The 14,391-nt window shown below is 69.2% G+C and carries 16 protein-coding genes; 9 read left to right on the top strand and 7 right to left on the bottom strand.

Annotation, left to right across the window (positions count from 1 at the left end):
* Positions 1 to 13 precede the first annotated feature (13 nt).
* Together AC3WQM_RS08695 and AC3WQM_RS08690 are read right to left on the bottom strand one after the other, a co-directional pair.
* Positions 14 to 2,002 carry a DNA topoisomerase IV subunit B gene (locus AC3WQM_RS08695; protein WP_492678004.1) on the bottom strand — a complete coding sequence of 663 codons (1,989 nt, stop codon included), beginning with the start codon at positions 2,000 to 2,002 and terminating at the stop codon, positions 14 to 16.
* A 74-nt stretch (positions 2,003 to 2,076) separates the two neighbouring features.
* Positions 2,077 to 2,988 (bottom strand): LysR family transcriptional regulator, encoded by a 912-nt coding sequence (locus AC3WQM_RS08690; protein WP_492678002.1) that lies wholly within the window; start codon positions 2,986 to 2,988, stop codon positions 2,077 to 2,079.
* Positions 2,989 to 3,078: 90 nt separating this feature from the next.
* Between AC3WQM_RS08690 and AC3WQM_RS08685 the strand changes: the two genes are divergently transcribed.
* The 8 genes from AC3WQM_RS08685 (at position 3,079) to AC3WQM_RS08650 (ending at position 10,588) form a co-directional block, all read left to right on the top strand.
* Positions 3,079 to 4,272: a serine hydrolase domain-containing protein gene (locus tag AC3WQM_RS08685; protein WP_492678000.1), complete on the top strand. Its 1,194-nt coding sequence runs from the start codon at positions 3,079 to 3,081 to the stop codon at positions 4,270 to 4,272.
* Positions 4,265 to 5,461, top strand: a complete 1,197-nt coding sequence (locus AC3WQM_RS08680; protein ID WP_492677998.1) for an MFS transporter — start codon at positions 4,265 to 4,267, stop codon at positions 5,459 to 5,461. Before AC3WQM_RS08685 ends, AC3WQM_RS08680 begins: the two co-directional genes overlap by 8 nt.
* 131 nt (positions 5,462 to 5,592) lie before the next feature.
* Positions 5,593 to 6,819: an MFS transporter gene (locus AC3WQM_RS08675; RefSeq protein ID WP_492677996.1), complete on the top strand. Its 1,227-nt coding sequence runs from the start codon at positions 5,593 to 5,595 to the stop codon at positions 6,817 to 6,819.
* 24 nt (positions 6,820 to 6,843) lie between these two features.
* A complete protein-coding gene (locus AC3WQM_RS08670) occupies positions 6,844 to 6,987 on the top strand; it encodes a hypothetical protein (protein ID WP_192196102.1) in 144 nt (47 codons plus the stop codon).
* 43 nt (positions 6,988 to 7,030) lie between these two features.
* Positions 7,031 to 7,603 carry a class I SAM-dependent methyltransferase gene (locus tag AC3WQM_RS08665; RefSeq protein ID WP_492677994.1) on the top strand — a complete coding sequence of 191 codons (573 nt, stop codon included), beginning with the start codon at positions 7,031 to 7,033 and terminating at the stop codon, positions 7,601 to 7,603.
* Positions 7,604 to 7,674: 71 nt separating this feature from the next.
* Positions 7,675 to 8,571, top strand: a complete 897-nt coding sequence (gene dapA / locus AC3WQM_RS08660; RefSeq protein WP_370869904.1) for a 4-hydroxy-tetrahydrodipicolinate synthase — start codon at positions 7,675 to 7,677, stop codon at positions 8,569 to 8,571.
* Between the two features lie 149 nt (positions 8,572 to 8,720).
* On the top strand, positions 8,721 to 9,803 hold the full coding sequence (gene bamC / locus AC3WQM_RS08655) for an NlpB/DapX family lipoprotein (protein WP_492677992.1): 1,083 nt from the start codon (positions 8,721 to 8,723) through the stop codon (positions 9,801 to 9,803).
* 5 nt (positions 9,804 to 9,808) lie between these two features.
* Positions 9,809 to 10,588, top strand: a complete 780-nt coding sequence (locus AC3WQM_RS08650) for an MBL fold metallo-hydrolase (protein ID WP_492677990.1) — start codon at positions 9,809 to 9,811, stop codon at positions 10,586 to 10,588.
* A gap of 70 nt (positions 10,589 to 10,658) precedes the next feature.
* On the opposite strand, the gene AC3WQM_RS08645 is transcribed toward AC3WQM_RS08650, so the two are convergent.
* From AC3WQM_RS08645 to AC3WQM_RS08635, 3 genes are all read right to left on the bottom strand, one after another.
* On the bottom strand, positions 10,659 to 10,907 hold the full coding sequence (locus AC3WQM_RS08645; protein WP_056583267.1) for a hypothetical protein: 249 nt from the start codon (positions 10,905 to 10,907) through the stop codon (positions 10,659 to 10,661).
* 94 nt (positions 10,908 to 11,001) lie between these two features.
* Positions 11,002 to 11,508, bottom strand: a complete 507-nt coding sequence (locus AC3WQM_RS08640) for a hypothetical protein (RefSeq protein WP_492677988.1) — start codon at positions 11,506 to 11,508, stop codon at positions 11,002 to 11,004.
* Positions 11,498 to 12,640 carry a JmjC domain-containing protein gene (locus AC3WQM_RS08635; RefSeq protein ID WP_492677986.1) on the bottom strand — a complete coding sequence of 381 codons (1,143 nt, stop codon included), beginning with the start codon at positions 12,638 to 12,640 and terminating at the stop codon, positions 11,498 to 11,500. Before AC3WQM_RS08635 ends, AC3WQM_RS08640 begins: the two co-directional genes overlap by 11 nt.
* A 14-nt stretch (positions 12,641 to 12,654) precedes the next feature.
* Here AC3WQM_RS08635 and AC3WQM_RS08630 point away from each other — a divergent pair, with 14 nt between their 5' ends.
* A complete protein-coding gene (locus AC3WQM_RS08630) occupies positions 12,655 to 13,179 on the top strand; it encodes an FKBP-type peptidyl-prolyl cis-trans isomerase (protein ID WP_369647612.1) in 525 nt (174 codons plus the stop codon).
* A 69-nt stretch (positions 13,180 to 13,248) separates the two neighbouring features.
* On the opposite strand, the gene AC3WQM_RS08625 is transcribed toward AC3WQM_RS08630, so the two are convergent.
* Together AC3WQM_RS08625 and dut are read right to left on the bottom strand one after the other, a co-directional pair.
* Entirely contained in the window at positions 13,249 to 13,749 is a 501-nt protein-coding gene (locus AC3WQM_RS08625) for a glycine zipper 2TM domain-containing protein (RefSeq protein WP_062474665.1), read from the bottom strand.
* 191 nt (positions 13,750 to 13,940) lie between these two features.
* Entirely contained in the window at positions 13,941 to 14,387 is a 447-nt protein-coding gene (gene dut, locus AC3WQM_RS08620; protein ID WP_390345028.1) for a dUTP diphosphatase, read from the bottom strand.
* Positions 14,388 to 14,391 lie beyond the last annotated feature (4 nt).

Below are 14,391 nucleotides of genomic sequence, written 5' to 3'. Positions count from 1 at the left end.
AAGAAAGAAAAGGTCAGACGTCGATGTCGACGTCGTCGGCGCGCAGTTCCATGAGCTCGCGCCGCGCCGCCGCTTCGCCCTTGCCCATCAGCTTGGTGATCTCGCCCTGGGTGGACGAAAAGTCGAACCGACCCAATTGGACCTTCATCAGGCGCCGGGTGTCCGGATTGAGCGTGGTTTCCCACAATTGTTCCGCGTTCATTTCACCCAAGCCCTTGAAGCGGCTGATGCTCCAGGCGCCTTCGCGCACGCCATCTTTACGCAATTTGTCGAGCGTGGCGGTGAGTTCGCCCTCGTCCAGCGCGTAGACCTTGGAGGCCGGTTTCTTGCCACGCGCGGGCGCATCGACCCGGAACAATGGCGGCTTTGCGACATACACGTGGCCGGCTTCGATGAGCTTGGGGAAGTGCCGGAAGAACAGCGTGAGCAGCAGCACCTGGATGTGCGAGCCGTCCACGTCGGCATCGGACAGGATGCAGATCTTGCCGTAGCGCAGGCCGCTCATGTCGGGCGAATCGGTGGGGCCGTGCGGATCGACGCCCACGGCCACCGAGATGTCGTGGATTTCGGTGTTGGCGAACAGGCGGTCGCGCTCGACTTCCCAGGTGTTGAGCACCTTGCCGCGCAGCGGCAGGATGGCCTGGCTTTCCTTGTCGCGGCCCATCTTGGCGCTGCCGCCGGCGGAGTCGCCCTCGACCAGGAACACTTCGTTGTGGCTGATGTCCTTGCTCTCGCAGTCGGTCAGCTTGCCGGGCAGCACGGCCACGCCGGAGCCCTTGCGCTTCTCGACCTTCTGGCCGGCGCGCTGGCGCGTCTGCGCGGCCTTGATGGCCAGTTCGGCCAGCTTCTTGCCGTAGTCGACGTGCTGGTTGAGCCACAGCTCGAGCGTGGGGCGCACGAAGCTGGACACCAGGCGCACGGCGTCGCGCGAGTTCAGGCGTTCCTTGATCTGGCCCTGGAACTGCGGGTCGAGCACCTTGGCGCTGAGCACGTACGAGGCGCGCGCAAACACGTCTTCAGGCAGGAGCTTCACGCCCTTGGGCAGCAGCGAGTGCAGCTCGATGAAGCTCTTCACCGCGGTGAACAGGCCGTCGCGCAGGCCGCTTTCGTGCGTGCCGCCGGCGCTGGTGGGAATCAGGTTGACGTAGCTCTCGCGCACCGGCTGGCCGTCTTCGGTGAAGGCCACGCACCAGTCGGCGCCCTCGCCTTCGGCGAAGTTGTCGGCGTTCTTGTCGGCATGGCCGCTGCCTTCGAACAGCGGAATGACCGGGTCGCCATTGAGCGTCTGCATGAGGTAGTCGCTCAGGCCGCCCTTGTAGAGCCACTGCTGGCTTTCGCCGGTCTTCTCATTCACCAGCGTGACGCTCACGCCGGGCATCAGCACGGCCTTGCTGCGCAGCAGGTGGGTGAGTTCGCCCATCGGCAGCGCGGCGGTTTCGAAATACTTGGCGTCGGGCCAGGCGCGCACGGTGGTGCCCTGCTTGCGTTCGCCCGCTTCGAGCCTGCGGATCTCGAGCGCCTCGATCACGTCGCCGGCGCTGAAGGCCAGCTTCGCGACCGAGCCTTCACGGTGCGAGCTGACTTCGAGGCGCTTGGACAGCGCATTGGTCACCGACACGCCCACGCCGTGCAGGCCGCCCGAGAAGCTGTAGGCGCCGCCCGAGCCCTTGTCGAACTTGCCGCCGGCGTGCAGCCGGGTGTAGACCAGCTCGATCACGGGGGCCTGTTCTTCAGGGTGCATGCCGAACGGAATGCCGCGGCCGTCGTCCTCGACGCTGACCGAACCGTCGGTGTGCAGCGTGACCTTGATCTTCTTGCCGTAGCCCGCCAGCGCTTCGTCGGCGGCGTTGTCGAGCACTTCCTGGATGATGTGCAGGGGGTTGTCGGTCCGGGTGTACATGCCCGGGCGCTGCTTCACGGGCTCGAGGCCCTTGAGCACGCGGATGGAGCCTTCCGAATAGCCGGAAGCGGAGTCTGAAGATGTCTTGGGGGAAGTCGCCATGGGGGCGGATTGTAGTCAGTTGGGTTGAAATGACTGGATACCCATACAGGCACCGGCGTCGGTCTTTTCGCACATCAGGCGTTGATTTCTACGGGCGGACCGAACATCCGCGCGCCCAGGAAGTCGATGAACGCCCGCAGCTTGGGCGACGGATGGCGCCCCGAAGGCCACAGCACGCGGAACGCGATGGTACGGGGCTGGCGCAGGTGGTCGGCCAGCACGGGTTGCAGCGCGCCCTCGGCCAGCGCGGCGCGCACGCTGAAGTCGGGCAGGCAGGCGATGCCGCGCCCGCGCAGGGCAAAGCACAGACGGGTCTCGATGTTGTTGCAGATCATCGAGACCGGCGGGCGCACCTCGCTGCCGTCGGGCCCGGGCGCAAGCGGCCAGACCTCCACCTTGCCGGTCGCCGGGTAGCGGTAATGCAGGCAGGCGTGGCGGGCCAGGTCGTCTGGCGAGGCGGGCGTGCCGTGGCGCGCCAGGTAGCCGGGCGAGGCCACGAGCAGCTGCGAGAACTCGCCGAGTTGGCGCGACGACAGCCGTGAATCCGCCGGCTCGCCGGTGCGCACCACGGCGTCGAAGCCTTCCTCGATGACGTCGACGAGCCGGTCGCTGAAGTCGAGGTCGAGCTCGATGGCCGGGTAGGCGGCCATGAAGTCGGCCAGCACCGGCAGCACCAGCGAGCTGACCAGCGGCAGGCTCACGCGCAGCCGCCCGCGCGGCGCCTCGGCGGCGTGCGACAGCTCCTGCTCGGCGGCCTCGATCTCGGCCAGCACGCGGCGGCTGCGCGCCAGGAACAGCGCGCCCTCGGCGGTGAGCGTGATGCTGCGCGTGCTGCGGTGGAACAGGCGCACGCCCAGCCGTTCCTCGAGCCGCGCCACGCGCTTGCCCACGGCCGAGGCCGACACGCCGAGCGCGCGCCCGGCCGCCACGAAGCTGCGGGTTTCGGCGACCTGAACGAAGACGGCAAAGCCGCTGAGGCTGTCCATGGGTAATCTCCATTGCGGACTCGAAGGTCCGCATTGAGCGGAACTGTAGCCGTCTTTATCCGAAGTCGGCTTCTTCCTATCGTGGGACGCATGACCCTTCTCCCCGACATTTCCCCTACTTTCACCCCGGCCTGGCCGGGCCCGGACCCGTCGCGCATCGACGCCGCCATCGACCGTGCGCTGGCCGAAGAGCGGTTGGTTGGCGCGGTGGTGCTGGTGCGCCACGGCGGCCGCCTCGTCCACCGGCGCGCCGCCGGGCTGGCCGACCGCGAGACCGGCCAGCCGATGCACGAAGACGCGCTGTTCCGGCTGGCCTCGGTGTCCAAGCCCATCGCCTCGACCGCCGCGATGGTGCTCGTGGACCAGGGCCGGCTCGACCTGGACGACCCGGTGACACGCTGGCTGCCGGACTTCCGCCCGCGCATGCCCGACGGCGGCGAAGCCGTCATCACGCTGCGGCAACTGCTGACCCACACGGCCGGCCTGGGCTACCGCTTCTTCGAAAGTTCGGACGACGGCCCGTACGCACGCGCTGGCGTGTCGGACGGCATGGACCGCGACGACGGCCTCACGCTGGCCGCCAACCTGCAACGCCTGGCCGGCGTGCCGCTGCTGTACCCGCCCGGCACCGGATGGTTCTATTCGCTGGCCATCGACGTGATCGGCGCGGTGGTCGAGGCGGCCAGCGGCCTGCCGCTGCCCGAAGCCGTGCGCACGCTGGTGACCGCGCCGCTGCAGATGCACGACACGGGCTTCGCCGTCGCCCCCGGCGACCCGCGGCTCGCCACGCCCTACGTGAACGGCCTCGGCGCCACGCCGCCGCAGCGCATGGACGGCCCCGTCGTCGCCACGTCGTTCGAGGGCGCCGTCGGCATCCGCTTCGACCCGGCACGCGCCTTCGACGCCAACGCCTGGCCCTCGGCCGGCGCCGGCATGGTCGGCAGCGCGGGCGACTTCCTGCGCCTGCTCGAAACGCTGCGCACCGGCGGCACCCCGCTGCTGGGCGCCGCCACCGTCGACACGATGGGCCGCAACCACACGGGCGACCGGGGCCCGGCGGACGCGCCGGGCTGGGGCTTCGGCCTGGGCTTCTCGGTGCTGCACGACCCGCAGCCCACGCAGACGCCCGAATCGCCCGGTACCTGGCGCTGGGGCGGCGCCTACGGCCACGCCTGGTTCGTCGACCGGGCGCGCGGGCTCAGCGTGGTGGCCTTCACGAACACGCTCTACGAAGGCATGTCGGGCCGCTTCGTCACCGACCTCCGGGACGCCGTCTATGCGTGACACGACCTCTTCTTCACCGCTGCCCCTCTCCGGCCTGCTGGCGCTGGCGGCCGGCGGCTTCATCACCATCCTCACCGAGGCGATGCCGGCCGGCCTGCTGCCGCAAATCGGCGCCGACCTGGGCGTCGCGCCCGCACTGGTCGGCCAGCTCGTCACCGTGTACGCGCTGGGCTCGCTGGTGGCGGCCATTCCGCTGGTGGCCTTCACGCGCGGCTGGCGGCGCCGGCCGCTGCTGATGGGCGCGATCGGCGGCTTCGCGGTGGTCAACACGGTGACGGCGCTGTCGCACGACTACACGCTGACGCTGGTCGCGCGCTTCTTCGCCGGCGTGTTCGCGGGCCTGCTGTGGGCACTGCTGGCCGGGCACGCGGCGCGCATGGTGGCGCCGTCGCAGCAGGGCCGGGCCATTGCGGTCGCGATGCTGGGCGCGCCGCTGGCGCTGTCGCTGGGCATTCCGGCCGGCACGCTGCTGGGCGCGAGCGTCGGCTGGCGGCCGGCCTTTTTGATCATGTCGGCGCTGTCGGTGCTGCTGCTCGGCTGGGTGCGCTGGCAGGTGCCCGACTTCCCGGGCCAGGAGGCCGGGCGCCAACAGAGCGTGCGCCGCGTGTTCCTGCTGCCGGGCGTGCGGCCGGTGCTGGCCGTGATGTTCGCCTTCGTGCTGGCGCACAACATCCTCTACACCTACATCGCGCCCTTCCTGGCGCACGCCGGGCTCGGCGCGCAGGTCGGGCAGGTGCTGCTGGTGTTCGGCGCGGCGTCGCTGGGCGGCATCTGGCTCACGGGCGTGCTGATCGACCGCTGGCTGCGCACGCTGGTGCTGGCCGGCACCGCCGCCTTCGCGCTGGCGGCGTTGATGCTCGCCGCGGCGGGCGGATCGGCGGCGGGCGTGTACCTCGCGGTCGCGGTCTGGGGCCTGGCCTTCGGCGGCGCGGCGACGCTGTTCCAGACCGCCTCGGCCCAGGCCGCCGGCGACGCGGCGGACGTGGCGCAGTCGATGGTCGTGACCACCTGGAACCTCGCCATCGCAGGCGGCGGGCTGGTGGGCGGCCTGCTGCTGCAAGGCGGCGGCGCGGGCAGCCTGCCCTGGTCGCTGCTGGCGTTGCTGGTGCCGGGGCTGATGCTGGCGTGGCGGGCCTGCGAGCACGGCTTTCCGGGCGCGCGCGGCGCGGCGGCGGCACCGGCGCGCTGACCCCACAGGCAGGCCGCGTGCCTGCCCTCTTTCTTTGATGCCGTGCGCGCATCGAAACCGCGCCCACAAATCATCAATGGCCTTGGCCGCCACGCCACCTGCCGCAGCATCCATTTCGCTACATTCGAAGGATGCAAGCCTCCCCCGCTCCCACCCTTTCGATCAAGCAGGTGCTGTTCTGCGGCGCCATGATCGTCACGCTCTCGATGGGCATCCGCCACGGCTTCGGCCTCTGGCTGCAGCCCATCACGCAGGCGCAGGAGTGGAACCGACAGACTTTCTCGTTCGCGCTGGCGGTGCAGAACCTGTCGTGGGGCATCTTCGGTGTGTTCGCGGGCATGCTGGCCGACCGCTTCGGCGCGTTCCGCGTGCTGATCGGCGGCGCGATCTTCTACGCGCTGGGCCTGTTCGGCATGGCGCATTCGCCGACGCCGCTGCTGTTCACCCTGAGCGCGGGCGTGCTGATCGGCGCGGCGCAGGCGGGCTCGACCTACGCCGTGATCTACGGCGTGATCGGCCGACAGATCCCCGCCGAGCGCCGCTCCTGGGCGATGGGCGTGGCGGCGGCGGCCGGCTCGTTCGGGCAGTTCCTGATGGCGCCCATCGAAGGCCGCCTGATCGGCGCCTTCGGCTGGCAGACCGCGCTGGCGGTGCTGGCGGTGGTGGTGCTCGTGATCGTCCCACTGGCTTTCGGCCTGCGCGAACCCAAGACCGCGGCGCTGGCCGGCCACCGCGACCAGTCGGTGCTGCAGGCCGTGGGCGAGGCCTTCCGCTACCCGAGCTTCGGGCTGCTGATGGCGGGCTACTTCGTCTGCGGCTTCCAGCTGGCCTTCATCGGCATCCACATGCCAACCTACCTGCGCGACCAGAGCCTGTCGGCCGACGTGGCGGGCTACGCGCTGGCGCTGATCGGCCTGTTCAACGTGTTCGGCACCTACACGGTCGGCCTGCTGGGGCAGAAGCTGTCCAAGCCCAAGATTCTTGCGGCCATCTATTTCGCGCGAGCGGTGTCGATCGCCCTCTTCCTGCTGGTGCCGATCTCGCCGCTCAGCGTGTACGTCTTCTCGGCGGCGATGGGCTTCCTGTGGCTGTCGACTGTGCCGGCCACCAACGCCATCGTGGCGGGCATCTTCGGCGTGGCGCACCTGTCGATGCTCAGCGGCTTCGTGTTCCTGAGCCACCAGGTGGGTTCGTTCCTGGGCGTGTGGCTCGGTGGTTTCCTGTATGACACGACGGGCAGCTACAACATCGTCTGGTACATCTCGATCGCGCTGGGCGTGTTCGCGGCGCTGATCAACCTGCCGGTCAAGGAAAGCGCCATTGCGCGCGCGGTCCGGCCGGCCGCCGTGGCGGGCTGACCGCCTCTATCAAGGAAGACCGCCATGACGCCCCGCACACGCAACCACTACCTGGCCCAGGCCGCCTGGCTCGCCGCCGTGCTGGCGGCGCTGGGCGGCGTGTTCGCGCTGTACGTGCATCCGGCGTTCCTGGTCACGCTGGTCGACCAGGTGTGGTCCTGTTTCTGAACGACTTCGCCCCGAACCGCCCGCAAGCCGGGCCCAGGCAGCTATGAAAGATGTAGCAATTCCCGTGCACACGAACACGGCACCCTCCGAATGGATCGTGCGCTGGTCGCACCTGCTCGCGCCGAACGCCACGGTGCTCGACGTGGCCTGCGGGTCCGGGCGGCACATGCAGTGGTTCGCCGGGCGCGGGCACGCAGCAACCGGCGTCGACCGGTCGCCCGAGGCCGTCGAGGCAGCCGGCGCCTTCGGACGGGTGGTGGCGGCCGACATCGAGTCGGGCCCCTGGCCCTTCGCGGCCCAGCGCTTCGGCGCGGTGGTCGTCACCAATTACCTTTGGCGCCCGCGCATGGCCGACATCGTGGCCGCCGTGGCGCCGGGCGGCGTGCTGCTGTACGAGACCTTCGCGGCCGGCAACGAGACCGTCGGCAAGCCCTCGCGGCCCGACTTCCTGCTGCAGCCGGGCGAGCTGCTCGGGGCCTGCGCCAGCCTGCAGGTGATCGCCTATGAAGACGGCTTCCTGCCGGAGCCGGCGCGCTTCGTCCAACGCATCGCCGCCGTGCGGCCCGGCGAAGCGGCCGCGGGCGCCTCGCCGCGCCACTTCCTGAAGGCCAGCTGAGCGCGCCGACACAACTGTCTCCGGCCCGGCCGGAGTCAGTAGAATGGCCGCTTTCGTCCACCGACAAAGAGATTCCCTTGGAGCAACTGACAGGCAGCATCGTCGCGCTCGTCACGCCGATGCACGACGACGGCAGTGTCGACTACCCCGCCCTGCGGCGGCTCATCGACTGGCACATTGACGAAGGCACCGACTGCCTTGGCGTGGTCGGCACCACCGGCGAATCGCCGACGGTCGATGTGGAAGAGCACTGCGAAATCATCCGCGTATCCGTCGAGCAAGCCCGGGGCCGCGTGCCCGTGATGGCCGGCTGCGGCGCGAACTCGACCAAGGAAGCCATCGAGCTCGCCAAGTTCGCCAAGGGCGTGGGCGCCGACTCGCAGCTGCAGGTCGTTCCCTACTACAACAAGCCCACGCAAGAGGGCCAGTACCAGCACTTCAAGGCCATCGCCGAAGCTGTCGGCGACCTGCCCGTCGTGCTGTACAACGTGCCCGGCCGCACTGTCGCCGATATGGCGCACGACACCGTGCTGCGCCTGGCGCAGGTGCCCGGCATCATCGGCATCAAGGAAGCCACCGGCAACATCGAACGTGCCCAGTGGCTCATCCGCGACCTGCCGAAGAACTTTGCCGTCTACTCCGGCGACGACCCAACCGCGGTCGCGCTCATGCTGTGCGGTGGCCAAGGCAACATCAGCGTCACGGCCAACGTGGCGCCGCGCAAGATGCACGAGCTGTGCGTGGCCGCGCTGGCCGGCGACGTGAAGCGCGCCATGCAGCTGCAGTTCGAACTGATGCCGCTGCACCGCAACCTGTTCGTCGAACCCAACCCGATCCCGCTCAAGTGGGCCATGGCCCGCCTGGGTCTGTGCGGCGGCGCCCTGCGGCTGCCGCTCACGGAACTCGGCGAAGCGAGCCGCCCGGCGGTCGAGGGCGCCCTGCGCGCCACCGGCCTGCTCAAGGACTGACCGAGCTTCCCACCGATCACACCGGTTCCCGCCTGCCCTTCTCCCTGCTCGCAACAAGGTCAAGCAACCTTTTGCCGCAACAGTGCTCAGAGAGGGCGGGGCGCTGGGGCCCATCGATTGACCGAACCATTCCACCAAGGAAGACGACGTTGAAGAACATTTCGCGATTCGCACTGCTGGCCCTCGTTGCCAGCCTCGCCGCCTGCTCCGTCCTCGAGAGCGACAAGATCGACTACAAGAGCGCAGGCAAGGCCCCGACGCTCGAAGTCCCACCCGATCTCTCCCAGCTCTCGCGTGACAACCGCTACGCGGTGCCAGGCGGCGCCGTCACCGCCAACGCCTACCAGGCGGGCGTCGCGAACGCACCGGGCATTCCCACCGCCGTGGCCAACATCGGCGACGTGCGCATGGAGCGCTCGGGCACGCAGCGCTGGATCGTCATCAACCGCACGCCCGACCAGCTCTGGGAGCCGGTCAAGGACTTCTGGCAGGAAAGCGGCTTCCTGCTGACCACCGACCAGCGCAACCTGGGCATCATGGAAACCGACTGGGCCGAGAACCGCGCCAAGCTGCCGCAGGACATCATCCGCGGCACGCTGGGCAAGCTGGTCGACTCGGTCTACTCGACCGGCGAACTCGACCGCTTCCGCACCCGCCTGGAACGCAACCCCAACGGCAGCACCGAGATCTTCATCAGCCACCGCGGCATGCAGGAGGTCTACAACAACTCCCGCCAGGACCAGACCGTGTGGCAGCCCCGCCCGAGCGATCCTGAACTCGAGACCGAATTCCTGCGCCGCCTGATGGTCAAGCTCGGCGTGACGCAAGAGCAGTCGAAGATTCTCGCCGCGACCACCGCGACGCCCAAGACCGCCACCGTGTCCACCATCGGCAACCAGCCGGTCGTGCAGATCAACGAAGGCTTCGACCGCGCATGGCGCCGTGTCGGCCTGGCCCTGGACCGCACCGGCTTCACCGTCGAAGACCGCGACCGCAGCGCCGGCATCTACTTCGTGCGCTACGTGACGCCGAACCCCGACAAGAAGGACGACGGCTTCTTCGGCAAGCTGTTCAGCAGCTCCAAGAAGGACGAAGCACCGATCAAGTTCCGCATCTCGGTCAAGAGCCAGGGCGAAGCCACCACGGTCTCGGTCCTGAACGACGCCGGCGCGCCCGAAACCTCGGCCAACGCGCAGCGCATCGTCAAGGTCATCGCCGACGACCTGAAGTAAGCCCCATGCTCCGCTTCCGAAGCCTCGGCAGCGGCAGCACGGGCAACGCCGCGCTGGTCGAAGCGACGACCAGCGCCGGCCGCACCACCCGCCTCCTCGTCGACTGCGGCTTCGGCATCCGCCAGCTCGACCGGCGCCTGGCCCAGGCGGGCCTGGCTGCCGCAGACCTCGACGCTGTCTTCATCACCCACGAGCATGGCGACCACATCGGTTGCGCCCATGCCCTGTCGCTGCGCGACCGCATCCCGGTCTGGATGAGTGAGGGCACCTGGCTCGCGACCGGCGGGCGCGACTATGAAGGTCGTCTGCACCTGGCGCGCGACGACGCCGAATTCAGCGTCGGCGACCTCTGCCTGCAGCCCTTCACCGTGCCCCACGACGCCCGCGAGCCGCTGCAGCTGCGCTGCACCGACGGCAACCGCACGCTGGGCGTGCTGACCGACCTGGGCCACGCCACCAGCCATGTGCTGGCCCGGCTGCGCGGCGCGCATGCGCTGCTGCTGGAGTTCAACCACGACAGCGACCTGCTCGCCGGCTCGGCCTACCCCTCGTTCCTGAAGCAGCGCGTGGGCGGCAACTACGGCCACCTGTCGAACACCGCGGCGGCCGAGATCGCGCGCGCCGTGCTTCACGACGGGCTGCGCCACGTGGTCGCGGCGCACCTGAGCGAACAGAACAACCGGCCCGAGATCGTGCGACGCCTGATGGCCGATGCGCTGGGCGGCGACGAAGCCGAGATGCTCACGGCCACCGCCGCCGAGGGCTCGCCCTGGCTCGACGTCTGAGCTTCGCCCTCCCCCAATGAAAAAGCCGCCCTGAGGCGGCTTTTTGCATGGTGCGGACCGCACAGCGGAATTACTGCTTCGGTGCCTCGCCCTTCTTGGCCGCTTCGGTCGCGGCATTGGCGGCGTCCAGGGCCGACGAGGCGGCGGCCGACGGTGCCGATGCAGGCGCGGCGGCCGGTGGAGCGGCGGGTGCGGGTTCGGTCACGGGAGCGGGCGGCGGGGTCACGACCGCAGGCGCGGCGTCCTCTTTCTTTCCGCAGGCCACCAGGGCGGCAGCGGCGATCAGCGAGGCAATCAGGACGGACGACGACTTCTTCATGAGGACTCCTTTGGCAATGAAGGTCTGGAACCAAAAAATTCTAGACCGCCAACCCCGCCCGGATATGTCGCGGGGGTGTATTTGCGGCATTGGCTTACAAGCCAAGCGTGGAGGCCGGAAAAGCCGGTCGCCCCTGGCGCCAGCACTCGTCGAAGCTTTCGCGCAGGTCGCGCCGTGCACGCGCCTCGCTGCTGCAGACGCCGCGGCTGCGCTCGGGGTCGATGCGGTGCAGGCACCAGGTGGGCGTCCAGAAGGCACTGGGCACCTCCTCGGCCGTGCCGGAGCGACCTGCCGCACGGCATTCGACGATGTGGTCCCAGGTGCGGCGCCATGTCACAAAGCGCGCGTGGCCGCGCTCCACCAGGTCGAAGCGCCGCGCCAGCAGCAACAGGCGGCGCCCGCTGGCCGACCAGGCCTGCAGCGCCTCGATGCTCGCGCGCTCGCCCAGGGGCCAGTCGGCGAAGTCGGGGTCGCTGAAGACGATCTCGTTCCAGCCCTGGTGCGCGGCGGCAGACAAGGCGTTGCGAACGAGGTCGGCAAACGCCTCCCGACCGTCGAAGCGGCCTTCGATCAGGACCGGGACGGCGCCTTCACCCGGCATGCAGCCAGCCCGCCTCGCACCAATCGCCCAGCAGCGCCCGCGCACCCTCGCTGGCACGGGCCAGGTCACGCGCGCCGAGCGCACGCTGGTCGGCCAGCCGCCGCATCAGCGTGGCGTCGGCCCCGCCGGCGCGGAAACTCTCGCCGTTGATGTAGACGTGCCGCGCGTCGTAGAGCATGCGCGTGCGGCGGTCGAGCGCGACTTCGCGCAGCACCTCGGGCGCCTGGGCGCCCTCGCCGAACCAGACGTTGGCCTTCGGCTCGGTGAGCGATTCGCCCAGCGCGCGGTCGATCGCGTCGGGGTCGCGCAGCGCGGCCTCGACCGCCTTGCGAGCGAAGTCCTGCAACGCAGCCGGCATCGCGGCCGGGGCTTCCACGGCAGGCTGCGACGGATCGCGGTAACGCGCCAGTTCGGCCGGGCCGGCGTCTTCCAGGTCTTCGGCATAGGCCTGCGCCACACGCGCCAACAGGTCGGCGCCCAGCTCGCCCACGGCGGACGAGCGCAGCCCGATCGAGTACGTCATGCAGTCGTCGCCCACCGCCACGCCGTCGTGGGCGTACTTGGGCGGCAGGTACAGCATGTCGCCGGGCTCGAGCACGAAGGTCTGCTCGGGCTCGAAGTTCTCGAGCACCTTGAGCGGCACGTCGGGCTGCAGCCGCAGATCGGACTGCTTGCCGATGGACCAGCGGCGCCGGCCCTGCGCCTGCAGCAGGAACACGTCGTAGCTGTCGAAATGCGGGCCGACCCCGCCCGTGTCGCTCGCGTAGCTGATCATCAGGTCGTCCAGGCGCGCGTCGGGCAGGAAGCGGAACTGCCGCAGCAGGTCGTGCACGCCGTCGTGGTGCAGGTCGACGCCCTGCACCAGCATCGTCCAGCCCGGCTGCTTCAGCGGCGGCAGCGCGCGACGGGGCAACGGGCCGTGCTTGAGCGACCAGCCGGCCTTGCCATGCCGGATCAGGCGCGACTCGACGCCCTCGCGCTCCGCCAGCGCAAAGAGCGCGGGGCGGTCGATCGGCGGCACCATCGAGGGAACGGCCTGCCGGATCAGCAGGGGTTTCTTTTGCCAGTACCGGCGCATGAACTGCGCGGGACTCAGGCCGCCAAGCAAGGGCAGCGGTTGATTGATCTCCATGGGAGAATTCTGCAATGGAAATCTCTGAACAATGCGTGGTCGGCCTGACCTGGACCATGAAAGACACGCTCGGCGATGTGCTGGACGTGCTCGACGAGCCGGTGGAATTCATGGTGGGCGGCGACGACCTCTTCGACGTGATCGAGGCCGCCCTGCAGGGCCATGAGCCCGGTGCGCGCGTCCAACTGCAGATCGAACCCGAGCAGGGCTTCGGCGACTTCAACGACCAGCTGCTCTTCCTGGAGCCGCGCACGCTGTTCCCCGAAGGCACCGAAGAAGGCATGACCTTCGACGGCTCCGCCCTGCCCAAGGGCGTGAGCGACGGCATCCCCAAGGATGCGATCTACACCGTGGCCGAGATCTACCCGGACCACCTCGTGCTCGATGGCAACCACCCGCTGGCGGGCATCGCGATCCGCCTGGACATCACGGTGCGTTCGGTGCGCGAAGCCACCGAAGAAGAAGTCGGCCGCGGCACGGCAGGCACGGCCTTCTTCAAGGTGCCGCCGATGGCGCCGGGCGGCCAGATGCTGCACTGAGACCCGCCACCCCACAAAGCAAAAGCCGGGCACTGCCCGGCTTTTTTCTTGGTGCGCGCGGCCGACCGCTTACATGCGCGAGATGTGCCCGTTGTCGATGCGCACGCGGTCGCCGATGCGCAGGTCGCCCGGGTTTTGCACGTCGAAGGCACGGTAGCCACCCCGGTCGGTCTGCACCGAGACGCGGTAGCTTTCGTAGGCGCGTGGGCCGTTCTGCTGGGCCTCGATGGTGTTGCCCAGCAGGGCGCCGCCCACGAGGCCGAGCGCCGTGGCTGCGGCACGGCCGTTGCCGCGTCCGAACTGGTTGCCCACCACGCCGCCGATGAGGCCGCCCGCGATGGCACCGCCACCCGTGGTGCCGACGCCTGCGGTTTCGCTGCGCAGCACCTCGATGTTGGCCACGTGGCCGTACTCGACGTAGGCCGCTTCCTGGTACTGGATCGCCCGTGGCGGGGCCTGGTAGGGGTAGCGCGAGGTCTGGTAGACCGGGGCCGGCGCGACACAGGCCGTGAGCGTGGCCAGTGCGAGCACGGACGCAGTGACGGAAATGAAGCGCATTGAGATGTTCATGAAAGAGGCTCCTCGAAGAAAACAGCACGCGCCCGGACGGGCCGCATGCCGGCCTGTGCCTAACGCCTCAGCCGAAGCCGCGATGACGAAAGACACACGCTGAAACCTTCGAGGCGAACCGCGCGCCGGCAGTTCCGCTCTTTACGCCTTGGATACTCAGGTGCCCTTCAGCTTTGCAGGGAGGCAAAAGCTCAGTGCTTGCCGGTCGAGCCGTAGCCGCCCTCGCCGCGTTGCGAGGCTGCAAATTCGGTGACCACCTGAAACTGCGCCTGCACCACCGGCACGATGACCAGTTGGGCGAGCCGCTCCATCGGCTGCAGCACGAAGGGCGTGTTGCTGCGGTTCCAGGCGCTGACCTTCAGCTCGCCCTGGTAGTCGCTGTCGATCAGGCCGACGAGGTTGCCCAGCACGATGCCGTGCTTGTGGCCCAGGCCCGAGCGAGGAAGGATCAATGCGGCGTAGGCCGGGTCGGCCAGGTGGATCGAGATGCCGGTGCCCACCAGTTGCCAGGCATTGGGTTCGAGCGTGACCGGTGCGTCGAGGCAGGCCCGCAGGTCGAGGCCGGCGCTTCCGGGGGTGGCATACGCGGGCAATTGATCCACCATGCGCGGATCGAGGATTCGGACGTCTACTTTCACTGAC

The sequence above is a fragment of the Variovorax sp. FW301-JW7 genome, assembly GCF_058788795.1.
The sequence above is the reverse complement of the archived record's forward strand: the minus strand, read 5'-3'. Positions and strand labels throughout refer to the sequence as shown.

Bases quoted from the DNA above. Each gene is read 5' to 3' on its own strand.
- AC3WQM_RS08695 (WP_492678004.1), bottom strand. From the start codon at position 2,002: ATGGCGACTTCCCCCAAGACATCTTCAGACTCCGCTTCCGGCTATTCG.
- AC3WQM_RS08690 (WP_492678002.1), bottom strand. From the start codon at position 2,988: ATGGACAGCCTCAGCGGCTTTGCCGTCTTCGTTCAGGTCGCCGAAACC.
- AC3WQM_RS08685 (WP_492678000.1), top strand. From the start codon at position 3,079: ATGACCCTTCTCCCCGACATTTCCCCTACTTTCACCCCGGCCTGGCCG.
- AC3WQM_RS08680 (WP_492677998.1), top strand. From the start codon at position 4,265: ATGCGTGACACGACCTCTTCTTCACCGCTGCCCCTCTCCGGCCTGCTG.
- AC3WQM_RS08675 (WP_492677996.1), top strand. From the start codon at position 5,593: ATGCAAGCCTCCCCCGCTCCCACCCTTTCGATCAAGCAGGTGCTGTTC.
- AC3WQM_RS08670 (WP_192196102.1), top strand. From the start codon at position 6,844: ATGACGCCCCGCACACGCAACCACTACCTGGCCCAGGCCGCCTGGCTC.
- AC3WQM_RS08665 (WP_492677994.1), top strand. From the start codon at position 7,031: ATGAAAGATGTAGCAATTCCCGTGCACACGAACACGGCACCCTCCGAA.
- AC3WQM_RS08650 (WP_492677990.1), top strand. From the start codon at position 9,809: ATGCTCCGCTTCCGAAGCCTCGGCAGCGGCAGCACGGGCAACGCCGCG.
- AC3WQM_RS08645 (WP_056583267.1), bottom strand. From the start codon at position 10,907: ATGAAGAAGTCGTCGTCCGTCCTGATTGCCTCGCTGATCGCCGCTGCC.
- AC3WQM_RS08640 (WP_492677988.1), bottom strand. From the start codon at position 11,508: ATGCCGGGTGAAGGCGCCGTCCCGGTCCTGATCGAAGGCCGCTTCGAC.
- AC3WQM_RS08635 (WP_492677986.1), bottom strand. From the start codon at position 12,640: ATGGAGATCAATCAACCGCTGCCCTTGCTTGGCGGCCTGAGTCCCGCG.
- AC3WQM_RS08630 (WP_369647612.1), top strand. From the start codon at position 12,655: ATGGAAATCTCTGAACAATGCGTGGTCGGCCTGACCTGGACCATGAAA.
- AC3WQM_RS08625 (WP_062474665.1), bottom strand. From the start codon at position 13,749: ATGAACATCTCAATGCGCTTCATTTCCGTCACTGCGTCCGTGCTCGCA.